General features: G+C 32.2%; 18 protein-coding genes. 7 read left to right on the top strand and 11 right to left on the bottom strand.

What is annotated here, in order from left to right; genetic code table 11:
* Window positions 1–52: 52 nt before the first annotated feature.
* The 5 genes from B0A68_RS04955 to B0A68_RS04935 all read right to left on the bottom strand — a co-directional run bounded on the left by B0A68_RS04955 (window position 53) and on the right by B0A68_RS04935 (window position 9,498).
* The gene (locus B0A68_RS04955) at window positions 53–2,389 is read right to left on the bottom strand and encodes a hypothetical protein (RefSeq protein WP_035684290.1); all 2,337 of its coding nucleotides are present in this window, start codon (window positions 2,387–2,389) and stop codon (window positions 53–55) included.
* Window positions 2,349–3,374, bottom strand: coding sequence for a membrane lipoprotein lipid attachment site-containing protein (locus tag B0A68_RS04950; RefSeq protein WP_035684291.1), 1,026 nt, complete (start codon window positions 3,372–3,374; stop codon window positions 2,349–2,351). The genes B0A68_RS04955 and B0A68_RS04950 overlap by 41 nt, the downstream gene beginning before the upstream one ends.
* A 31-nt stretch (window positions 3,375–3,405) precedes the next feature.
* Window positions 3,406–5,676 (bottom strand): hypothetical protein, encoded by a 2,271-nt coding sequence (locus B0A68_RS04945; protein WP_123947476.1) that lies wholly within the window; start codon window positions 5,674–5,676, stop codon window positions 3,406–3,408.
* Entirely contained in the window at window positions 5,636–6,682 is a 1,047-nt protein-coding gene (locus B0A68_RS04940) for a hypothetical protein (RefSeq protein WP_035684294.1), read from the bottom strand. The genes B0A68_RS04945 and B0A68_RS04940 overlap by 41 nt, the downstream gene beginning before the upstream one ends.
* A gap of 179 nt (window positions 6,683–6,861) precedes the next feature.
* Complete coding sequence (locus B0A68_RS04935) at window positions 6,862–9,498, bottom strand: valine--tRNA ligase (protein ID WP_035684296.1); 2,637 nt, start codon at window positions 9,496–9,498, stop codon at window positions 6,862–6,864.
* Between the two features lie 241 nt (window positions 9,499–9,739).
* Here B0A68_RS04935 and B0A68_RS04930 point away from each other — a divergent pair, with 241 nt between their 5' ends.
* Window positions 9,740–10,120, top strand: coding sequence for a DUF1573 domain-containing protein (locus tag B0A68_RS04930; protein ID WP_035684297.1), 381 nt, complete (start codon window positions 9,740–9,742; stop codon window positions 10,118–10,120).
* An 80-nt stretch (window positions 10,121–10,200) separates the two neighbouring features.
* Here the strand turns inward: B0A68_RS04930 and B0A68_RS04925 are convergent, their stop codons facing one another.
* From B0A68_RS04925 to B0A68_RS04905, 5 genes are all read right to left on the bottom strand, one after another.
* A complete protein-coding gene (locus B0A68_RS04925; RefSeq protein WP_035684298.1) occupies window positions 10,201–10,674 on the bottom strand; it encodes a hypothetical protein in 474 nt (157 codons plus the stop codon).
* 95 nt (window positions 10,675–10,769) lie between these two features.
* Window positions 10,770–12,899, bottom strand: coding sequence for an OmpA family protein (locus B0A68_RS04920; RefSeq protein ID WP_051892788.1), 2,130 nt, complete (start codon window positions 12,897–12,899; stop codon window positions 10,770–10,772).
* Window positions 12,900–12,909: 10 nt separating this feature from the next.
* Complete coding sequence (locus tag B0A68_RS04915; protein WP_035684300.1) at window positions 12,910–13,839, bottom strand: PorP/SprF family type IX secretion system membrane protein; 930 nt, start codon at window positions 13,837–13,839, stop codon at window positions 12,910–12,912.
* 31 nt (window positions 13,840–13,870) lie between these two features.
* The gene (locus B0A68_RS04910) at window positions 13,871–16,498 is read right to left on the bottom strand and encodes a gliding motility-associated C-terminal domain-containing protein (protein ID WP_035684301.1); all 2,628 of its coding nucleotides are present in this window, start codon (window positions 16,496–16,498) and stop codon (window positions 13,871–13,873) included.
* Between the two features lie 158 nt (window positions 16,499–16,656).
* A complete protein-coding gene (locus B0A68_RS04905; protein WP_035684303.1) occupies window positions 16,657–17,982 on the bottom strand; it encodes a PDZ domain-containing protein in 1,326 nt (441 codons plus the stop codon).
* A 122-nt stretch (window positions 17,983–18,104) separates the two neighbouring features.
* On the opposite strand from B0A68_RS04905, the gene B0A68_RS04900 reads away from it, so the two are divergent.
* The 6 genes from B0A68_RS04900 to lgt all read left to right on the top strand — a co-directional run bounded on the left by B0A68_RS04900 (window position 18,105) and on the right by lgt (window position 23,477).
* Entirely contained in the window at window positions 18,105–19,304 is a 1,200-nt protein-coding gene (locus B0A68_RS04900; protein WP_035684304.1) for a pyridoxal phosphate-dependent aminotransferase, read from the top strand.
* 206 nt (window positions 19,305–19,510) lie between these two features.
* Entirely contained in the window at window positions 19,511–20,182 is a 672-nt protein-coding gene (gene folE, locus B0A68_RS04895; RefSeq protein WP_035684305.1) for a GTP cyclohydrolase I FolE, read from the top strand.
* Window positions 20,183–20,276: 94 nt separating this feature from the next.
* Entirely contained in the window at window positions 20,277–20,642 is a 366-nt protein-coding gene (locus tag B0A68_RS04890; RefSeq protein WP_035684306.1) for a four helix bundle protein, read from the top strand.
* Window positions 20,643–20,732: 90 nt separating this feature from the next.
* On the top strand, window positions 20,733–22,220 hold the full coding sequence (gene cysS / locus B0A68_RS04885) for a cysteine--tRNA ligase (protein WP_035684308.1): 1,488 nt from the start codon (window positions 20,733–20,735) through the stop codon (window positions 22,218–22,220).
* Between the two features lie 20 nt (window positions 22,221–22,240).
* Window positions 22,241–22,480, top strand: coding sequence for a membrane protein insertion efficiency factor YidD (yidD, locus tag B0A68_RS04880; protein ID WP_035684309.1), 240 nt, complete (start codon window positions 22,241–22,243; stop codon window positions 22,478–22,480).
* 64 nt (window positions 22,481–22,544) lie between these two features.
* The gene (gene lgt, locus B0A68_RS04875; RefSeq protein ID WP_035684311.1) at window positions 22,545–23,477 is read left to right on the top strand and encodes a prolipoprotein diacylglyceryl transferase; all 933 of its coding nucleotides are present in this window, start codon (window positions 22,545–22,547) and stop codon (window positions 23,475–23,477) included.
* Window positions 23,478–23,533: 56 nt separating this feature from the next.
* Here the strand turns inward: lgt and B0A68_RS04870 are convergent, their stop codons facing one another.
* The gene (locus B0A68_RS04870; protein ID WP_035684313.1) at window positions 23,534–24,142 is read right to left on the bottom strand and encodes an acyloxyacyl hydrolase; all 609 of its coding nucleotides are present in this window, start codon (window positions 24,140–24,142) and stop codon (window positions 23,534–23,536) included.
* Window positions 24,143–24,224 lie beyond the last annotated feature (82 nt).

The following is a 24,224-nucleotide window of genomic DNA, read 5'->3' as shown; positions in this document are numbered from 1 at the left end:
ATAACAAACCCGACAGGTTTTACAACCTGTCGGGTTAAATAATTAAATAAATCTATCTTCTTGCTCTAAAATATTCCTCAAAAGCATTACAATCAGAAATCAAATCCTCATAATCATCAGCATACTTTGATTTTAAATCTTGATAATATTTATTTTTTTTCAAAAGAAAAGTATTATAGTTTTTAATTGGGTTTTCATAATCATCTGGATATCGATATGCCAATTTATTTGCTTCGCATTTACCTGCCATTCTTAAACACAAAGCTTTAAACTTAGTTGTTTTTGCATTTTTAAAAGCCAGAGTATAATACTTTTTTGCTAAATTACATTCGTAAAACTCATTGTTATCTTCTACCGGAAAATCTCTAATACTAATTTCTTCACCAGATCCGTAGCGTCTCATTTCCGAAAGGCTTCCTATAAAAGTCATATTATAGTAACAGTTTGCAATCAAAAAATTGTAGTAATCTTTGTTTTTCTCATCAGGTTTTGAAGCTTTTTTTAAATATGAAATTAAATTTTGAGTTACTGTATATTTATTAAGGCTGTAAAGTTTTTTTTGAGTAACAAACTCAGGTGTATATTTTAATACAAAAAATGGACTTTTAAACCTATTCGAACAATCTTCTTTCTCCCAGAAACAATCAGAACAATTAATTTTATGTTCTGTTTTGTCTTCATTTTTTCCAAAATAAAATAAAGCCTGTTCTAATTTATTCTGGCGAATGTATTTTGTACCAATTAAATCATAAAGTCTAACAATTTCTTTTTTCATAAAACTATATTTCCAAGACGAGAATTTATCTAAATCCTTTTCACTTTTTAGCGTCTCATCTACAATAGCCTGAACTTGTTCTGGTGAATAAAAAACATTGATATAGGTAAAATAATCAGAGTAATAATCGGTATAATAGCCTATTTTAGCTTTAGAACTTTTCCAATATGCATAATTATTATAATCATCATTATTGTCATTCTCTTCTAGCTTCGAATATAAAAATGAAGCATCAATCCTATTTCCTTTATATTCTAATTCTCTTCCAACAGCAAATAAAAATTTCTTTTGGGTTTTATTTTTAAGCAAAATTGGTTTTACATCATTCAGAATCACAGCTTTGCCAACTTGTTGATTTACAGTTAATGCAAGCGCTTTTATAATCTCAATCTGATTGTAAAGTGAATCTTTTCTGGATACACTTTTCTCTAATTTTGAAATTTGTTTTAAACAGCCTTGATTATCCTTTGTTATAAGAGCCAAATATGCTTTTCCCGTTTTCCATAATGCAGGGTCATGTACTTTTTTCAAATTCACATTATTGATAAACTCTATTACTTGTCCGGCATAAATTCTATCTTTTTCAACACGCTGCATAATATTTCTGACTGAGTTCTCTTCATTTCTATCATAAGATCCAACAGACGGATTAAAAAGAGAATAATACGGTGTAAAAACCCAGTCTTCTATTTTATTAATCTCTCTCAATAACAAAAATGCCAATCCGTCAAATTCTGGATTGTATTTATAAACCTGTTTTAAATAATAAAGTGAATGATCTGCCTTTTTGATTCCGGCCAATAAATAAACATTTGCTTTTTCTTTATTTGTTTTGGCATGTTTTAAAACTGCATCAATTGGAATTTTAGCATTAAATGCAAATGAAACCATAAATCGTTTGTCTGGCGCATTTGCAAAAACCTGAGAAGCATAAAAATTGGCAGTCGCTTTATCGGGTTCTGCAAACGTTCTAAAGTATAAACTCCAGTATTTTAACACATTACCCTGTTTTTGAGTTTTAAAAACCTTTGCATACAATGTTCTGATCTTTCCAAAATCGCCATTGTAATAGGCTAATCTTATAGCCAAAAAAGTATATCGCTGCTTAAGGTTCTTGTTTTTAACAGAGTTTGAAAGCAGAATTGCCTGATCGATAAGTTTTGTTCTGTTTCTTACCTTTTGTGCATTGTTTTGTTCCCAAAGATTGTCATAAAAGACATTAAAAACTTCGCAGTTTTTAGCAAATTTCAAATAATCTACTGCTTCAATATCTTTGGTTTTATAAAGATATTGAAGCATCTCATTTGTACTTTTATCTGTAATATCGTCCAATTTAAAATCAAACAAAACTTCTCTTACTGCCTCTGCCGAAACTTTGTTTTTACAATATTGTATCCAGAGTTTTTCGTTTGCGTCAACTGTAATTTCTTCGTCAGCAGGTATTTGATTTACACTGAATGAAAGTGAAGAATAATTAAAATCAGAATACCAGCGATATTTAAAATTTGATGGATTAAAAAAGGAAAAACGAACATCTTCAGCATATGGATAAAATCCGCAGGCAAAAATACTGTTACTTACTAAAATTAGTATAAAAACCAGAAAGTGTTTCATCGCTGTATTTGCTTAATTGTTCTTCATCTAAATAAAATAATGTTACGGTTGTTTGAAGGTCAAAAACAACATTTTTTTTAATTACCTCAATGGCTTGATTTATCTGGTCTGGAGGTAATACTTCGTGTTTAATTTTGTCTCCTATTCTCAAATAAAAATCGCCCGCAAGATGATCTTCTGTTACTTCATACCACAATGGTTTTATCTTTTTTAACTTGGGTAAAATCTCTTTCTGATTTTTATAAATTACCGTTGTAAATTTATTATTTTGATAAACCTGCATCCAGGAATAAGTGGGCAGCGCAATATCAAGATGCAGCGGATATTTCCTCTTTTTGTTGAGATAAGATTCTAATTCTTTAAGATCTAAAATCGAATTTTTAGATTTATTTTCCAGCGGATTGATCAAATTATAACACATTAATGTTGCTCTATCTACAGGCGGAATTCCCATTTTTTCAGGATATTTATAAGGATATAACCGCAACGTGCAGCTGATTTCTTTTTTAGAAATCAGCTTTAATTTCTTCAAAAAATAAAAATAATTGTCTTTTGTTTTCAACGTCCAGTCACAATCCATTTGAAACTCTTTGGCAACAGCAAAAGGACTGAATTTTGCTTCATATTTATGGATCAGAAAATTAATATTAGCAGCCAAAGTATCCAGGCCTTTTTTATCTGTTTCTTTAAACACTTCATTTTTTATATAAACTGTCGGAATAATTTCTGAAAAACTGCCTTGTTTATTAAGCTTCAGATTTGATTTTGATATTGGAAAATTTCCGAAATTTTTATCATGATCTACTTCAAAAAACTTAACATATAACTTTCTGATTTCTAAGGTTTGTAAAATACTATTCTCTTTTTCAGAAAAATCCCAAGAATCACTTTTCCAGTAATAAAACGATTTTTCTACAGTTTCTATTTTATTGGAACATCCCAATAAAACAAAAGAAATAAATAGAAAAAAGATGATTTTTTTCATCGCAAACGTACTTTTTTTATTTAGGTGATTTTTATCTTCTTGCTTTAAAATACCCTTCTAAACTTTCGCATCCCGAAAGATCTGAAACTAAATCAGGAAACTGTTTTTCTACTCTTTTTGAACTCGAATACTCGTCTTTTTCAGCATAATCCATCATTCTTAAACACAATGCTTTAAACTTTTCTGTTTTGGCATTTTGATAAGCAAGTTTATAGTTTGTAACTGCTTTTATCTTATTCCTGTATTCAATTTCGTCAATATAAGATTCATTTTCTTCATTACTACCATAACTATAGCTCGAATAACGGCGCATCATCCATGAATTGCCAGAATTTGTCATATTGTAATAACAATTTGCAATAATAAAATAGTAATAATCCCGATCTTTTGTTTTTGGATTATTGGCTAAATTGATATACTTTACTAAATGTTCGGTTACAGACAATTTTGTAACAATATATTTTTCTTTATGTTCTATAAAGCTTTTTGTCTGCTTGAAATCATAAAACGGATTTTGATCAAAAACATAATCATCATCATAATCACCTCTTTCCCAAGCGTTATAATTATCCTCCCAGTATTTTTTGTCTAATGATCTAAAAGCAATTAAAGCATTATTGAGCTGGTTTTCTCTAAGGTATTTTGTTCCTAATAAATCTTTAAGATAATCTTTATCCTTCAGCAGTTTAGCATAAATTTGATTCTGAAAATCGTTCTTAAATCCCTTTTCTATAGTAGTAACGATTGTCTGAACCTCTTTTGCAGAATAAACAAAATCCAAATAATCAAAATAACGAGAAAACTCCTGGAGGTTGCCTGATGTCTTGATGCGGTTCCCCTCCCATTCAACATCACGCTGGCTGTAGGATTTAGAAGTTGTTTCTTCAATTAGTGATATTAAGGCCAAACCATCCGTAATATTTCCTCTAAATTCTAATTCTCTGCCTAAAGCAAAAATAAAACGAGCATCATCTTTATATTTTACAATGATTGATTCAATTTCAGGTTTTATAACAGCATTGCCATTTTCTTGTCGGGCTGTAATACAAAGCGCTTTTATTTTCTCTATTTCTTCAATAATTTTTTCAGATTTGTATGCTTTTTCAAATGAGGAAATACTCTTTAGACAATCTGAATAATTTCTGGTAATAAATTGCAAATTGATTCGTGATGCTTCCCAAACACTTGGATTTTGTATTTTACTAAAATCAATTGTATCTATAAAATCCAGAACTTCCTGTGCATAAAGACGGTCATTCTCAGAACGATTTCTGAGTGTTTCAGTAGTAATTTTTGATCTTTCACTACTCCAACGCGCTTCAAAATCGGTCGAAGGATTGAAATTGGAATAATAAGGAGTATAAACCCAATCTTCAATTTTATTAATCTCTCTTAACAGCAAAAAACCAAGAATTTTAGATTTTGGATCGTTTTTATAAATCTCTTTTAAATATTCCAGATTTTTATCTACTTTTTGAATGGATGCATAGGCGTAAACATTTGCAATCTCTTCTTTGCTTTCTGTATGTTTTAATGCCTCTTCGATTTTAAAATCACGATGAAAATAGTAATAACTCGCATATCCTTTTTCTGGGCAATTTGCCAGTAAATTTGCGATAGAAACCATATATCCAGGATCTGATTTTTCGAAGATGTAGAAATACAAACTCCAATAATACAGATAATCTTTTTTGCCGTTCTTAAAAACAGTTTCAAAAACATTTTTTATAAGATCAGGTCTTCCGGAATAATAAGCAAGGCGAATGGTTAAAAAAGCATATTTTCTCTTAAAATATTGATTCTCAGATTTATTAATAATCTGAGTCAATTTATTCAACATGTCATTTTCTCGTTTGGAGTTTACTGCTTCATTTCTTTCCCAAACATTATCTGAATCGTTTTGCAATTCGCAGTTCTTAGCAATTTTAAGATAATTTATTGCTTCTGTTTTATTATTTTGATATAAATACTTTATAAACTTATTATCGCATTTTTCATGAACATCAGTAAAGGATAATTTATAATTAAAATCCTCTATATCTTCTATAGACACTTTTTTGTTTGTATAATTATACCAATCCAATATATTGGCTTCTGTAAATTTATATTCATTTGGGTTTTGATCGTAATCAAATCCCCATAAATCTGCACTATAGTTAAAAGCCTTATATTCTGAATAGTTAAAATAAAATGGTTTAAAAATACAATACCTGACATCTTCGCCATACGGAGAATAACCGCATGCCATACTTTTATAAAAACTACTTAGTAAAAGAACTGTAAAAACTAGAAACTTCTTCATGGTTGTATTTTTTAAAAGTACTGTTATCTAAATGGAATAATGAAATTGTTGTTGTATCGTCTAATTCGACATTCTTTTTAATAATCGAAATTGCTTCGTTGATTGTCGCAGCATTTAATTCTTCAAATTTTAATTGATCTCCTTTTTTCAAATAGTATTCATATTCAAGCGTATAATCTTCTGTCATTTCGTACCACATTGGTTTAGTTTGTTTGGCAATACTGCTTATATCTGCCGAATTAAAATTGACCAATCCTGCAAAACGGTTATTATGGTACCATAAGGTCCAATAAAAAACAGGAAGCGCTACATCTAAATGCACCGGATAATCTCTTTTTTTATCTAGATAAGATTTTAATTCGTCAATATCCAAAATAGAATTTTTATCTTTTTGAGATAATGGTTTAATCAAGTTGTAACACATTAAAGTTGCTTTATCTACTGGCGGAACTCCCATGATATCTGGATACTTATAAGGATAAAGTCGAAGCGTACAGCTGATTTCTTTTTTAGAAAGCTCTTTTATTTTCCTCAATAGATAGAAATATTTCTCTTTGGTTGATTTGGTCCAGTCGCAGTCAATTTGAATTTCAGAATAATCAAAAAATTCCTTTTCATCATATCCTTTTCTATATTTATCAATTAGAAAAACAATATTGTCTGCTAGTTTATCCAATGATTTTTCGTCGTTGTATTGAAAGATTTCATTTCGAATAAAAACAGTAGGAACCAGATTGACCGAATCTAGTTTTTTTAATGTATACTCATTCGGTTTGTTTTTCTGATAAGGAAAATTCCCCATCGTTTCATTATAATCAATCTCAAAAAATTTGTAGTATATTTTCTTAACCTCTAATTTATTAATTGCTTTTACGGTTTCTTCTTCAAAAGAAGAATCATCCTTCCAGTAATAGAAGGCTCTTTCGACATTTTTAACTTTATTTTCTTTATCAGAACATCCTAATAAAAGAACCGAAACAAACACAAATAAAAGATTTTTTCTCATTGTAAAGTGATTTTTGTTTTAACGTAAAATCGTATTAAAATTATATCATTTTAAGATGCAAAAATCAAAATGTTTCAACTTTTTTTTAGAAAAAAATACGCTTATAAAAACAACAAACCCGACAGGTTTTTTTAATTCTGTCGGGTCTATAAATTATAGGCTGAATAAGAATTTAATTCTTATTTCAAACCAGCTAAACTCTGCTCGATTGTAGCAATTTTTGCTAAAGCATCGGCTTCTTTTTGTTTTTCGTTTGCCAAAACTTTTTCTGGCGCGCCGGCAACAAATTTTTCGTTTGATAATTTTGCCTGAACCGATTTTAAGAAACCTTGTGTGTAAACTAATTCTGCATTCAGTTTTGCAACTTCTTCTTCTATGTTGATGTTTCCTCCAGAAATCGGAATAAAATATTCATTTGATTTTACACGGAAAGACAATGCTCCGTCAACTTTTTCAGAAACATATTCAAAAGCAGAAATATTTCCTAATTTCGTTATTACAGAATCAAAATAAGTAGAGAATTTTTCGCTGTTAATCGCTTTTAATTCAATACTGTCTTTCATTGCAATATTCTTTTCCTTACGAATTGTTCTGATTCCTGAGATCACTTCAATCGAATTTTCAAAATCTGCAATTAATTTTGCATCAAACGGTTTTAATTCTGGCCAAGTTGAAACAATTAAAGCTTCTTCTGGCGTTCTTTCACCAATTATATGCCAGATTTCTTCTGTAAGGAAAGGCATAAACGGATGAAGTAATTTCAAATTACTTTCTAACATTTCGATCGCTTTCGCGAAAGTTACGCTGTCAATTGGCTGTTGATATGCCGGTTTAATCATTTCAAGAAACAATGCACAGAAATCATCCCAAACTAATTTATAAATGGCCATAAGAGAATCTGAGATTCTGTATTTCTCAAAGTTATCTTCAATCTCCACCAATGCTTGCTGCAATTTTGCTTCGTACCATTCGATTGCTACTTTTGATGATTCTGGCTGCGGTATAGTTTCTGAAACTTCCCAGCCTTTGATCAACTTTAAGGCATTCCAAATTTTGTTTGTGAATGATTTTCCCTGAAGGCATAATTCTTCGTCAAACATAATATCGTTTCCTGCAGAAGCACTCAAAAGCAATCCTACACGAACACCATCGGCACCAAATTTCTCGATCAAATCTAAAGGATCAGGAGAATTTCCTAATGATTTAGACATTTTACGACGTTGTTTATCACGAACTAAACCTGTTAAATATACGTTTGTAAATGGTTTTTCGCCTGTATATTCATAACCTGCGATAATCATTCTGGCAACCCAGAAAAACAAAATATCCGGACCTGTAACCAAGTCATTTGTTGGATAATAATATTTAAAATCTTCACTTTCAGGATCCATTATTCCACCAAAAACGGACATTGGCCATAACCAAGACGAAAACCAAGTGTCTAATGCATCAACATCTTGTTTTAAATCTTTTGTTTCAAGTTTCAAGTTTGAAGTTTTCTCTCTAGCAAGCGTCAAAGCATCTTCGATATTTTCAGCTACTACAAAATCTTCTTTTCCGTCTCCGTAATAATAAGCCGGAATTTGTTGTCCCCACCATAATTGACGAGAAATATTCCAATCACGTATGTTATTTAACCAATGCGCGTAAGTATTCTCAAAACGTTTTGGGTGCAGTTTAATCTCGCCTGTTTGTAAAACGGATTTAATTGCCGGTTTTACTAAATCTTCCATTTTCAAAAACCATTGGTCTGATAATCTTGGTTCGATTACCGCTTTGGTTCTTTCAGATGTTCCTACTTTATTCAAATGGATTTCGGTTTTAGCCAAAGCTCCAATTTCTTCTAATTCTTTTGCAATTTCAGTACGAACTACAAAACGATCTTTTCCTTGATAATGCAATCCGAAACTATTTAATGTAGCATCTTCATTAAAAATATCAACGATTTCAAGATTATGTTTTTCTCCTAGCGTTTTGTCATTCATATCGTGCGCCGGAGTTACTTTTAAACATCCGGTTCCGAATTCTACATCTACATATTCATCTTCAATAATCGGAATTACGCGACCGCAGATAGGAACGATGGCGCTTTTCCCCTTTAAATGTGTAAAACGCTCATCATTCGGGTTGATACAAATAGCAGTATCGCCAAAGATAGTTTCAGGACGTGTTGTTGCAATGGTCAGGAAATCTTCTGAACCTTCGATTTTATATTTCAAGAAAAATAATTTTCCTTGTTGTTCTTCGTAAATAACTTCTTCATCAGAAAGCGTCGTTTTTGCTTCCGGATCCCAGTTTACCATACGGTAACCTCTGTAAATTAATCCTTTGTTGTATAAATCTACAAACGATTTAATTACAGCTGCCGACATGTCAGGATCCATAGTAAATTTGGTACGTTCCCAATCGCATGAAGCACCTAATCTCTTAAGCTGTTCCAGGATTGTTCCACCATATTTATCGGTCCATTCCCAAGCGTGTTTTAAAAATTCTTCACGAGTTAAATCGTTTTTATTGATTCCCTCTGCTTTTAATTTTGCTACAACTTTAGCCTCAGTTGCAATAGAAGCGTGATCTGTTCCAGGAACCCAGCAAGCGTTGAAACCTTTTAGACGTGCACGACGAATTAAAACATCCTGAATGGTATTGTTCAGCATATGTCCCATGTGAAGGACTCCAGTGACGTTTGGCGGCGGAATTACAATAGTATATGGTGTTCTCTGATCTGGTTCTGAATGAAAATAGTTGTTTTTCATCCAATACTCATACCATTTGTTCTCGATCGTCTTAGCGTCAAATTGTGCTGAAATTGTCATTTAAATAGATTGTTTAATCGTTAATTCGTTTAATCGTCGATTCGTTTATTTGTTTAATCGTATTGAATAAATCAATTAAACGATTAAACAGTTAAACAAATAAACCAAAACTTTGGTTCAATTTTTGTAATTATAACTCACAGCAAAAGTAAATAATTAAGTACACTATAAAAAGAGAAATAATAATTTGTGTATTAATTAAAAGAAACTATATTTACTTACAACTTAAAAATAATTTCAAATGAAAAATGCAGCCTCTTTTATTGCAGTCTTATTGTTTAGCGCGATAGGTTTTGCACAAAACGGCCCAAAAATTGAATTTGCAGCCCAAGACAATACAATTGATTATGGAAAAATTTCTAAGAGTGATAATGCTGTTCGTTCTTTCGAGTTTACGAACACCGGCGATGCACCGCTGTTAATTACAGGAGCCGAGTCGACAGTCAGCACTATTGTTGTCACAAAACCGGGAGCAGCCATTCTGCCCGGCAAAAAAGGAAAAATTGATGTAAAATACAACATGGCCGCCGGTCCTATTCGTAAAACGATTACAGTAGAAACAAATGCCGTCAACTATCCTGATGGAAGAGTAGCCTTAAAAATTAAAGGTGAAGTTTTATAATAAAAAACAATAAAATTTAAAATAGAAAAAGCCGTTTCTTTAGACAGAAACGGCTTTTTTATGATCTTACAGTAAGTATTTTATTTACAATTTACACTGTCAAATTTATATTTTACACGATCAAAATCAATCGGTTTATCTTTTACCAAATACGTTACGCCCATAGTAGTCTGCAGGGTTCCGTTGCCTAAAATTAGTTGTTTATCACGTTTTAATAATGCCAAAGGATTTTTGAAAGTTGCATTGTTATTTGTTCCATCAACAAAAGTATAATCTACAAATAATGTATCTCCACGAAATTCTCCCGCAATTTCACCTTTTTTCACTGGCGAAGCAGCGGTTTTCATTACCAGATCTCCTTTTATTTTTCCATTTTTTAAAATATTCAAATCCAAATCGAGTGTATCATTTTCATATATCGCTTTGTAGCATTCTTTGCTTACGACTTTTTCAGCTTCGGGATTTACGGCAGCTTCTTTTTGCTTTTCATTATTTTTACAGCTTTGTAGTCCAATTACAGACAAAAGCAAACACGGTAAAATCAGGTTTCTCATAATTGTATATTTAAATTACTTGGTCATTATATCATAAAAATAATAAAAAAGAAGCCATAAACAGGCTTCTTAGTTAATTTTATTATTAAAAAAATCTATAAATTCTTTATTACAAATTCGCTTCGTCTATTCAATTCGTGTTCTTCTTCAGAGCAAGCTTCGTCGGTTTTGCATTTTACGATAGGTACCGATTCTCCATATCCTTTTGCGGTAACTCTCTTGGCATTTATTCCAGATTGAATGATAAATTCACGGGTAGAATTGGCTCTTTTTTGAGACAAATCTTCATTAAATTTTGCATTTCCTCTAGAATCTGTATGTGATCCTATTTCTATCACCATTCCCGGATATTTATTCATTAAAGCCACTACTCTGCCCAGAACTACTTTAGATTCTTTACGAATGTACCACATGTTGTAATCAAAATAAATTGGATCTGTTTTAATGATCAGACGGTCTTTGTCTCTCACTACATCTTTTTCCTGCTCTAAAATTTGTTTTACTTTTTCGTTTTTCTTGACTTCAGCAGCAACAATTTCGGCTTCTTTCTGCTTTTTCTCTTTTTGTTTTAATTCAACTACAGCAAGTTCTTCTTTTTTCTTGTTTTCTTCTTCTAAAATAAGTTCCTGTTTACGTTTCTTTTCTGCTGATTCTTTTTCTTCTAATTTAATCGTTTCTAAGGATTTTAATGCCAGCGAACCGTCATTTATTTTATCTCTTGTTTTATCTAAAGTCAGTGTTTTAGATTCGTTTGTATATTTTTCTTTAAAGGCAGAAACTTTATAAGATGCTTCACACGGAACGGTAAAACTAAACTTTCCATCTGCAGCAGTTGTAATCGTATTTAATGTTTTATTGTCTGAATCCTGTAATAATACTGTTGCATTTTCTAGAGCCAATTGGGTATCAACATCAGTGATCGTTCCGGCAATAAACTGCTTACAATCTTCTACAATTAAATCTTTTATTTCTTTGAATTGATAAATGTCATCACTTCCTTTACCGCCTTCTCTGTTGGATGCAAAATATCCTTCTTTGGTTTCTGAATCTATATTGAAAGCAAAATCATCTAAATTAGAATTAAGTGGAAGCCCAATATTTATGGCTCTAGAATATTCTGAATCCTTAATTTCAGAAACAAAAACATCCAGCGATCCGTATCCTAAATGTCCGTCTGAGGAGAAATAAAGCTTATTATCTGCAGAAGCAAAAGGAAATTGTTCTCTTTTATTGGTATTTACATTTGGTCCCAAATTCCTTGGTTTATCAAATGCTCCTTTGTTAATATTGACCGCATAAATATCAAAAGAACCTATCGTTCCGGGCATGTCTGAAGCAAAATATAATATTTTTTCGTCTGCACTTAAAGCGGGATGTTCTACAGAATAATTCTCGCTGTTAAACGGAAGGGACGTAATATTGGTCCACTTTCCTTCTACCAATTCAGCTCTAAAGATTTGAAGATTTGATATTTTATCATTGTTTCTTTTTTTCTTTCCGTTTTTAGAATTATTTCGGGTAAAATAAATCGTTTTACCATCTTTTGTAAAAACTGCATTCGATTCGTGCATTCCCGTTTTTAATTCTTTAGAGAAATAATGCGAAATTGAATCGTTTGAATTGATGTTTTTTAATGGAGTAGAAACTAAATTTAAATAGGTTTCATTGTCCCATTTAAACTTTTTATCAAACATGCCGGGCTTTAATTTTACACCTGCAAAAACAAGATTGTCTCTATATTTTACTGCTCCAAATTCTGAATTTGGTGTATTCAAAGCCAGGTTCTTAATTTCAAAACGTTTTCCTATTGCCGATACATTTTCCAGCGTTTTCAGATCTTTTTCAAAATTAAGAGCATCTTCTGTATTTGTTGATCTTGTGTAATATTCTTTTAATGCAGCATTTGCTTCTTCTACATTGCCTGTCGCTTTTAATGTTTGAGCATATTTAAAATAATATTCGCGATCTAAATCAGTATTATAATTCTGAATTAAAAGTCTATAATAGCGCTGGGCTTTTATTAAATTATTGGTATAATAATATGAATCTGCCAAGTTTCTGATGACCTCTTGTGATGGTTTTTCTTCGGCTAATTTTTCATATAATATAATCGATTCGCTGTAATAAGTTTTATTAAAAAAATGTCTGGCTCTAACCAAATCCTGAGTTTGAGCATTTATAAACTGTATTGAAAATACGAATATAATAACGAGTAGTTTTTTCATATTTTTCATTTTAAAAGAATCGTGGTGATTTATCATATCCTTTTCCTAATAAATCCAAATCAAACAACAACATGATTTCGTGCGTTCCCGAATTAAACTGACCTAAATTTGAAAGGGTGTAATCGTAAGCATAACCCACTCTAAGCGAATGTGTAACATTGATATTGACTAAAGCACTTACGGCATCACTTACTCTGTATGCAGCACCAAATTCAATTTTATCATTGTATAAAACATTGGCAGAAACATCAAGAGAAATTGGAGCGCCTTTTACAAATTTTGACATTACGGCAGGTTTAATTTTCCACATATCATTAACCTGAAATACATATCCTGCTGTCAAAAAAGTGTGAATATTATCGGACCCAAAAGCATTTATACCTTCTTTTTCTTCGATGTATCTTGACTTTAATAAATTTGGAGCTGATATTCCGACATAAAGATTATCTCTAAAATAGTATGCACCAATCCCAATATTGGGTTTAGTAACATTAATATTTTTAGAGAATGCAAAATCGGTTTCAGGATCTGTAAACTGAAATCCGTTAAAATTAGTCTGCATGGACGAAAATCCGGCTTTTAATCCGAGCGAAAGTTTGTTTTTTCCTCCAAGATTCAGCACATAAGCAAAATCTGCGTAAAAGTTATTTTCTTTTTTAGCGCCATCACCGATGTCATCTGACTGGAGCGACAAACCTACTTCGACTGTTTCGCTTAAAGCGCTGTGCCCAAAAAATGAAAATGTTTTTGGAGCTCCTACTGCTCCAACCCATTGCGTTCTGTACATTCCTCCAAAATTCATCATGGCGGGAGTTCCGGTGGCGTAAGCTGGATTTACAATACTCATATTATACATATAATGTGTGTATTCAGGATCTTGCTGTCCACGGGAAGGAAGTATATAAAAAAGAAAAGTTATAAAAATGATTATTTTTTTCATCTGAAAAATATATTTAATGAGCATAGATAAATTATCGGTTTAAATAAAGACGTCCCTGTTTTGGAGGTTTATTGTCTTTATTAAAATTGATAATATAAAAATAGACTCCATTTGGCGCTATGCCGCTGCCCACTCCTTTTGCTTCATAATTCATACCATCCCATGCCGGCTTGTCTTTTTTACCTTTATACATTCCGTTTCCATATCGATTAAAAATTTCGATCGTATAATCTGGATATAAAAAGTCGATATCCGGAATTACAAAAGAATCATTTACTCCGTCTCCATTTGGAGAAAATCCGTCGGGAATAAAGAAGGGATAATCGGGAGAATCACAATCTGTTAATGAAACTGTTACTGCTGTATTTTCATCAGAAAAACATCCGGTATTTGACGAAAAATCAAATCCGTAATAGGTTCTCTTATCGATCAAAGGTGTTGATGGCGGTAATAAATTTCCATTGACTTCAGCATCATACCAAACTACAGAAGAGCGAGAATTGGTGCGATTAACTAAATCCAAAATTGTGGGATTATCTAATCCGCAGAAGTTTGGTCCATCCGAATTTAATATTGGAGCGGGAATATCATTAATCGTTACCAAAATCATTGCCGGTTCTGAGGTACATCCAGCTGAAGAAGTTTCTCTTATAAAATAATTTTCTGATTTTAAAACATAATTAGCGGCAAGAGGAGTCGTTGCAACAGCAGAAATATACCATTTGTACTGTGCCCCGATTGGTTCTAAATTGGCAATAGTCTTATCTTCTGCTTTACAAAAAACCTGATTTGAAGCCAATGGCGCCGCTGGAATTGGGTTTAACAGAAATGGATCTGAAATCCCGCTGACATTCACATCGCAAGTGGTAATATTATTTTTTAAGTTGGTAACATTGATTGTCGTAGAGCCTGTATTTAAAAGCAGACTTGACGGAATTGTAAAACTTGCATTTCCGTTTGTAACAGGCAAAACAATGGTTTGTACAGTCGATGTATTACTTCCCGAAAGCGTATACGATAATGTAACATCGGTCAAACTTCCTAATCCGGTAACCGAAGCAGTAAACGTTTTTCCAAAACAATCATCTGGAATTTGTATTCTAAGAGCTGTTGTATTGGGTAACGGATTTATTAGAATATTGCCTTGTAAAAGGGCAGAACTTACACATTGTGATGATACATGGGTAATTGCCGTAATCGTTACTACAGAGGTACCGCTTACTGCAAGGAGATTTCCAGGAATAACAAAACTAGAAACGCCTCCAACAGATGTAATTCTGGCAACTCTGGCGGTTGAAGAATTTGCTCCTCTAATATTGTACACTATATCATAATCACCGTCAGCGAGTTTTAATGCATTAGAAATGGTCACCAATACATCTTTATTCTGACAAGTAGTTACCGGATCAATACGAGCGCCCTGCAAATCTGGATTTGGAGATATAATTAAATCATCATGCAAATCGCCTATAATATTCTGACACGCCTGAATACCTAAACCGTAAATATTCAAAATAGTAACCCTAAAGGTGCCGACCTGCTGAAAATAAGACGAATTCATTTGAAATCTCAGAACGCCATTTACAAATGCGACTCTATCTATTCTTGTACCGCCTCTTGGACCAGAAACATTGTAAGATACCAAATAGGTACCATCTGGTATAACCGCAGTATTTTTATTTATAGTTAGAAAATAGGTTGCTGTGGGAATTTCTGTTTCACATATATCAGAAGTAACTTCAACAGTTGCTCCAGTAAAATCTAGTTTCTTTTGCAGTATTATTTGAACAGTTTCCTCATCTACCGGGCATACAGTAGGATTTGGAGATGGCACAACATAAGTAAAATTATAGGTTTGTGCTCCGTAACTTGTGTATATTTTTTGTATATCTATATTATGATCTGCAATGCCAACGATCTCGCCAGTACCCGAATCATCTCTCCAGAATCCTCCTGGATCCTGACCTGAAATTAAGCTGAATAAATCGAAATTTGTATATGGAGTTAAATCATTATCACCGCATAAAGTCAAGTCTCCCGCTTCTCCCGCTTCTGGCGCTCTGCTTACAGAAACTATAATTTGCGACGACTGTGCCGGACAAGAACCAATGGCATCCATTGTGTAAGTAAAATAATAATTGCCCTGTAATCCTTTTATATAAAAAGAAGAATCGGGTAAATTCTCATTTGTTGTATCGTTATGCCAATGTCCGTTAATTTGTGGCGGCGGATCGACTCCGCTAAAAGCCTGAAAAAGATTAAAATACAACTGCGAGCTACAAACAGTAGCTCTTGAGCCTATTCCAGAATAACCGCCAACAGTAACTTCTATTGTGGCAGAATTATCTGTACAGCCTCCGCTGGTAACCGTATAAGTATAATGATAAACGCCGCTCCTGCGAATTACTTGTGCATTTAAATTTCCAGTATTCAAATTCAGACCACCTGATTTATCATCGTCCGTCCAGACACCTCCGAGCTGTGGTGTTCCTCCCAATAAAGCAAATAAGTTTATAGTTTGACTACTGGTATCATGAATATCGCAAACTGTAAAAATATTATCTTGTCCTGCACATTGTCCGTAAATTTTAGAGGGCAAAATTGAGAAAAAAGCAAAAAACAAGATAATATGTAAGAATTTATAGTAGTTTTTGACCATAGTTAGTATTTTAGCATAAACATAAGAAAATTATGCCGTATCCTATATAAAAACACCAAATTCTTATTAATTTTTATAGAAAATCAATTAAATGCCTAAAAAACATACTAATTGGTAAAATTTAGATCAAAAACCATAATTAACTATAAATGAAAAACTTATAACTCGTCTGTCAATTTAAATTTAAGCTTTAATAAGACACTGTTTCTTTCCACTTCCATATTAATCCAAATGTCATCTCCTGATTTTAAGAGATGATTGATTTGCTCTAACGAATACTTATAAGGCCTGATTCCGTTGATGCTAACAATAATATCACCTTTTTTTAATCCGCATTTTTCTGCTGCAGAAAATTTCCTGATATTGACAATTTCATAAATGGGTTTCAGCATAAATTTATACTTAAAATTGTCTTTATTACTCGGACTATAACCAACTTCATCTATAGAGCTTTTAACCTGAACAGTCTCTAAATGAACTGTTTCCTGCACCCATTGCAGTCCGTTATGCTGTACCGTAATACCACTTTTATTATAAGTAAAAGGATCAGAAAATTTACTGTTTTTCTTTAAATATAATTTTTCATCTGCATAATCTAAAATCACGGTAAAACGTTTTAAAACTTCTCCACCAACAGATCCTATACGGCCTGGCACCATTTTTACATTTCTAACAGAGGCAGAATCGGGAAAAGAAACGATCGGTTTTTTAAAATGAAAATTTTCTATCGAAATTTTTTCTATTTTGGCACGATGTCCTTCAATATCACCGCTGAAGCCTTTTCCTAAAAAGTCAGGAAAATTCTTGTCTGGAAGTTTTATTTTATCGTTTTTAAAAATCCAAAATGCATCACTGTTTCCAATATCTATAAGAAGTTTTGCAGGAAGACTAACAGTATCAACTATTGCAGTTGTATTAATATAAGGTTTTGATCTTTCAATTGTTATGGGAATGGACTGGAATTTTTTTGTTATTTTTTTTCGAATTGCTTCAGTATTAAAATGCACAATTACTTTCTTTTTCTGATAATTTATTTCGACTAAATTATTCTTGAAAAACTTATATCCAATAATTCCATTTACAGGAATCCCGATTTGAGAAGATAAATTAAAATTCTGATCTAGAATAATGTAAACCAAATGATTGTTTGATTTAAGACCATGCGTTTCCAAAATATTGCTGGTCGATTTTAGGCCTTCAACTTCTTCTTCGCTTCCTAAACCTCTCAATTTTATTTTTACAACATTATTAAAACTTACCTCTTTTCGTTCTTCCATACTAAACAAGATCGTTTCTTCTACCCCCGAATCCAGAAGAAAATTTAATTCAATTCCGTTTACTTTTATCGGAATAAAAATCAAATTATTAATCATTTTAAAGGGAATAGTCACCTTTTTACTCTTATTTTGAATTGCAAAATCTCCCTGCGCTTTTAAGGAAAAACATAAGAATAAGACAAGAAACAATGCTATATATTTTTTCATTGGCAATATTTTATTATAAAATTAGTAAATATATTTATAATTGTTAGATTTCTGTAAGTACTCTTATTGTTTACGTTAAATTCGAAAAAAAAATGCAAATTTGCACTTCAATAATCAAACTCATGCCAACAATTTCACACAAAGGCAGAAACATGCCCGAATCACCGATACGTAAACTTGCTCCTTATGCAGATATTGCTAAGCAGAAAGGACATAAAGTGTATCATCTAAACATTGGTCAACCGGATATCAAGACACCCGAAGTGGCCATCGAGGCGGTAAAAAATATTGATTTAAGTATAATAGAATACAGTCCATCTGCAGGATATGAAAGTTATAGAAAAAAATTAGCTCAGTTTTACCAACGCCAAAATGTAAATGTAAACTCAGAAGACATCATTGTAACTACTGGTGGTTCTGAAGCTTTATTATTTGCACTGGCCACAATAACAGATCCTGGAGACGAAATTATTATTCCGGAGCCTTTTTATGCTAATTATCATGCGTTTGCATCTTCTACAAGTGCAACAGTTATACCTGTAATTTCTACAATAGACAGCGGATTTGCTTTACCAAGTATTGAGGAGGTTGAAAAACTGATTACTGAGAAAACAAAAGCGATTTTAATTTGCAATCCCGGAAATCCAACCGGATATTTATATTCAGAAACAGAAATTAAACAATTAGCCGGCTTAATTAAAAAACATGATTTGTATTTAATTGCCGATGAAGTTTACCGTGAATTTTTGTATGACGGAGATGATGTTCATTTTTCTGTAATGAATTTAGAAAATGTACAGCAAAACGTAATTATGGTAGATTCTGTTTCTAAGCGCTACAGCATGTGCGGCGCAAGAATTGGGTGCCTGATTACTAAAAATAAAGCGGTTCTGGCAACTGTGATGAAATTTGCGCAGGCAAGATTAAGTCCGCCGACAATTGAACAAATTGCATGCGAAGCTGCGATAGACACACCGCAGAGTTATTTTGATGAAGTTATTTCAGAATACAAAAGCCGTCGCGATACTCTGATCACTGAATTAAATAAAATCGAAGGCGTAATTGTAACCAAACCAAAAGGTGCTTTTTATTGTATCGCACAGCTTCCAATAGCAGATTCTGACGATTTTGCACAATGGCTTCTGGAAAGTTACAACCTAAACGGAGAAACAGTTATGATTGCTCCTGCAAAAGGTTTTTATTCTACTCCCGGCATGGGACTAAATCAGGTTCGAATTGCTTATGTTTTAAACAAAAAAGATCTGATTAGTGCCGTTAACATTCTTAAAGAAGCGTTATTGGTTTACAATGCTAAAAAATAGATTAAACAAGAATTTATAAATTATAAAAGACAATAACACATTAAAGTTATTGTCTTTTTTTTGTTTAATGAAGATGCATTTTCTATTAATTTTTATTATAACAAAAAAGTAACCCACTAAATAGTAAAAACGATAGAAAAGGTTTGCTTTTTATTAATTATCTTTACCGCCTTAAAAAGATATACCCATTATAATAGTAGTTTTTAATGATAAATAACGAAGAATTTCTAGACGAAATAGGAGATAATCATTTCAGCAGCAACGCGCAAAACCCTGTAAGACAGGATGCTTTTGACTTAAGTGATGATGAAAAAATAGAAAGAATTAAAAAAGATGTTGAAAACATTCTGCAGACTCTTGGAATGGATTTAACTGACGATAGTATAAAAGGTACTCCAAACCGAGTGGCAAAAATGTTTGTAAAGGAGATTTTTGGCGGTCTTAATCCTTCAAAACAGCCAAAAGCTTCCACTTTTGACAATAATTACAAATACGGCGAAATGTTAGTAGAGAAAAACATTACTGTTTATTCTACCTGCGAACATCACTTGCTTCCTATTATCGGAAGAGCACATGTAGCTTATATTTCGAGCGGAAGAGTGATTGGTTTGTCTAAAATGAACCGAATTGTAGAATATTATGCAAAAAGACCTCAGGTTCAGGAGCGTTTAACCATGCAGATTGTTCAGGAATTGCAAAAAGCTTTAGGAACAGAAGATGTTGCCTGCGTTATTGATGCAAAACACCTTTGTGTTAACTCCAGAGGAATTAAAGACATTGAGAGCAGTACCGTAACTTCTGAATTTGGCGGAAAATTCAAAGATCCTCAAACAAAAAGAGAGTTTTTAGATTATATTAAATTAGATACTCAATTTTAGTTTAATCGGTAAATCGTTAATTTGTTTAATCGCTCATCAAAAGCATTTCTTTCCGATTAAACGATTAAACAAATCAACAATTAAATACAAAACAATGTATCTTTTTTCATTTGAAAAGCTGGAGGTCTGGCAAAATGCAAGAATGTTTATTTTGGATATTTACAAATTAACTAGTAAATTTCCATCAAATGAGTTGTTTGGAATAACTTCTCAAATAAAAAGAAGTTCTTCTTCGATTGCTACAAATATTGCCGAAGGAACTTCGAGAAGTACCAATAAAGACAAAGCTCATTTTTTAACGATATCTTATTCATCAGCAATGGAAACATTAAACCACTTAATTATTTCAAAAGATCTAAGTTATGTAACTGAGATAGAATATATCGAATCTCGTGAAAAAATCGAAAAAATTTGCAATCAGATCAATAGTTTAAAAAAGTATTACCTTTCAAAAGAATAAAAAAATAGTTAATTAAAACGATAAAACAGTTTAAACAAATCAAACAATTAAACAGTTAAGCGGTCAAACGATTAAACAGCAAAAAACAATATGCCTTTATATAAAAGTCAATCTTTAAAAGTACATAACACGCTTTCGGGCGAAAAAGAAAATTTCAATCCTATTCATGAGGGAAATATTGGAATGTATGTTTGCGGACCTACAGTTTACAGTAATGTACATCTTGGAAACGTTAGGACTTTTATGTCATTTGACGTAATTTTCAGGTATCTTTTACACCTTGATTATAAAGTACGTTATGTGAGAAACATCACAGATGCGGGACATTTAACAGATGATGGTGATATTGACAATGATCGCTTTGTAAAACAATCCAGATTAGAAAAATTAGAACCTATGGAAATTGTACAGAAATACACTGTAGATTTTCATAAAGTACTGGATACCTTTAATTTTCTTCCTCCAACTATTGAACCAACGGCTACGGGTCATATTATAGAGCAAATAGAATTAACTCAAAAATTAATTGATTCAGGTTTTGCATACGAAAGCAAAGGATCGGTTTATTTTGACGTATTTGAATATAACAAAAGAGGAATGAAATATGGCGAATTAAGCAATCGAAATATCGATGAGCTTTTCGCCAATACCAGAGATTTGGATGGACAAAATGAAAAGAAAAATCCACAAGATTTTGCTCTCTGGAAAAGTGCTTCGCCAGCACATATTATGCGTTGGAATTCTCCTTGGGGGGAAGGTTTTCCGGGCTGGCATTTAGAATGTACAGCAATGAGCACTAAATATCTGGGAGAAAAATTTGATATTCACGGCGGTGGAATGGATTTAAAATTCCCACACCATGAATGTGAAGTTGCTCAAGGAAAAGCATGCAATGGAGAATCGCCGGTAAATTACTGGTTACACACCAACATGCTTACCATGAATGGATTACGCATGAGTAAATCAACCGGAAATTATATTTTACCTTTAGAATTAGTTAAAGGTGATAATACTTTTTTTGAAAAACCATTTGAACCAAATATCGTTCGTTTCTGTTTTCTTCAGGCACATTATAGAAGTGTTTTAGATATTTCTAATGATGCAATGGTTGCTAGCGAAAAAGGATACCATCGCTTAATGGAATCATATAAATTGACTTCATCTTTAAAAGCAAGTAATTCATCTTCATTAGATGTTGCTGCATGGAGACAAAATTGTTATGATGCTATGAATGACGATTTTAATACTCCTATTTTAATTGCACAATTATTTGAAGGAGCCCGCTACATTAATGTAGTAAATGACGGAGCTGAAACATTGACATCTGAAGATATCGAATTGTTATCAACTACATTTTCTACTTTTCTGTTTGATGTTTTAGGAGTAAACAATAAAATTTCTCAAAATACTGCGGATACAACTGAAAAATTAAACGGAACAATTGAATTATTAATTCAAATGAGAAATCAGGCCAGAGCAGATAAAAACTTTGCACTTTCTGACCAGATTCGTGATCAGTTGATCGCTTTAGGCATTCAGTTAAAAGACGGAAAAGAAGGAACCAGCTTTTCGATATAAATTTTTATATCTAATAAACTATGAAAGTTATAACTCCATTTGTTTTATTAGTTCGTTTTTATCAAACAGCAATTTCACCGTTTACACCGGCATCTTGCAGATTTGAGCCCACTTGCTCTACCTATATGATTCAGGCTTTACAAAAACACGGATTGTTTTATGGAGGTTATTTGGGAATAAAGCGGATTTTAAGCTGTAATCCCTGGGGAAGAACTGGCTACGATCCTGTTCCTGAGAAGAAATGTTCACACAAACATTAACTTTATATAAAGAGGAACTTTACTTTAAATATTTATTTTTACAACATATAAAATATAAAAATACATGACACAACCCTTAAATATCGTTTGGAATCCTTCAGAAGGAATAGATTTAGGATTTTTTATGATTCGTTACTACAGTTTGATGTTCGTAATTGCCTTTGGTTTAGGATGGTATATCATGAAAAAAATCTTTGAACGCGAAAACGAATCAATTGACAAACTAGATTCTTTATTTGTCTGGACTGTTTTAGCAACTTTAATAGGCGCTCGTTTAGGACACGTATTATTTTACGATTGGGAGTATTTTAGAAATCATCTACTTGAAATATTTTTACCTTTTAGATTTGAACCACAATTCGAATTTACAGGATTTCAGGGATTAGCAAGTCATGGTGCTGCAATAGCCATTATTGTTGCGATGTATTATTACAGCAAAAAGATATTAAAACGCCCTTTATTATGGATCTTAGACCGAGTAGTAATTCCAGTTGCAAGCGGAGCTATTTTTGTACGTTTAGGGAATTTTTTCAATTCGGAGATCATCGGTCATGAAACTGATTCTGCTTTTGGAATTCGATTTTTACATGACAAATTCAGTAAAGCTGAAGTTGCAAATAAAACCGGAATTGCAAATCCAAAAGAAGCTTACAATGCAATAGTATCAGATCCTAAATTTGCTGATTTACTTGCTCAGGTTCCGGCTAAACATCCAACACAATTATATGAAGGTTTCTCGTATATATTTGTTTTTGCAATCTTATTTTTCCTTTATTGGAAAACAAATGCAAGACTTAAATCAGGACTTTTATTCGGTTTGTTTTTAGTCCTTTTATTTGTAGTTCGTTTTGTAGTAGAATTTGTAAAAGAAAGCCAAGGCGGTATCGAAGAAGAATTAGGCTTATTTTCAACCGGACAATGGTTAAGTATTCCATTTATCATCATTGGACTTTTCTTTATCATCAGAGCACAAAGAAATCCTCTGGCTGCATCTTAATATTAACTCAACAATATATCAAACGCTTAGTATTTAACGATACTGAGCGTTTTTTTTTATAGATTATAAGAAACTCCAAATTCTAAATTTTTAGTATTATAGCCTGCATTAGAACTTCCCAAGCCCGCATTTGAGACATGCCTTAAGCTCGGTCGTATATCAAACTGAGTACGTCGAATTTTTACACAAAAACCAACCGCTAAAACATCTGCAAAAGCAAATCCTTTCGACATACGTTCTGTTTCAGTATCTGTAATCATCGGACCAATACTTGCCAAAGCATAAACTGATAACTCCTCATTTATTGGTTTACGCACCAAAAAACCTATATTCAACACATACTCCCTAATATTTTTCGATTGTGTATATATTGCCCTCTTTTCTTCAAAATTAGGTGTTTCAGGTTTCACAAAATATAAATTCAGCAATTTGTGTTTTGCAAAATTAATTTCTGGCTGCACGAGGATTTGATAATTGATGTTTTTATTTTCTTTCAGCGTGTAATAAATCTGAAGTTTACAAAAATTATTTTCAAATGTATAATCCTTGTTTTTAAATTCACTTCCGAATCCATAATTAAAGCCAATACTAAACTTACCTGCAAATTGTGCAGACGCTGTAAGAACCCAAAAAGAAAAGAAAATAAACACTAAAAATCTCCTCATATAGTCTTTTTATACAAGTTAAATATAAGCATAAAAAAAAAGATCCAGTTTTCACTGGATCTTCTTTTTATATAAATTAAGG

Origin of the sequence: Flavobacterium reichenbachii (assembly GCF_002217435.1) — a bacterium.
Classification (GTDB): domain Bacteria; phylum Bacteroidota; class Bacteroidia; order Flavobacteriales; family Flavobacteriaceae; genus Flavobacterium; species Flavobacterium reichenbachii.
Note: the sequence above shows the minus strand (reverse complement) of the source record. Positions and strands in the feature narration are given on the sequence as shown.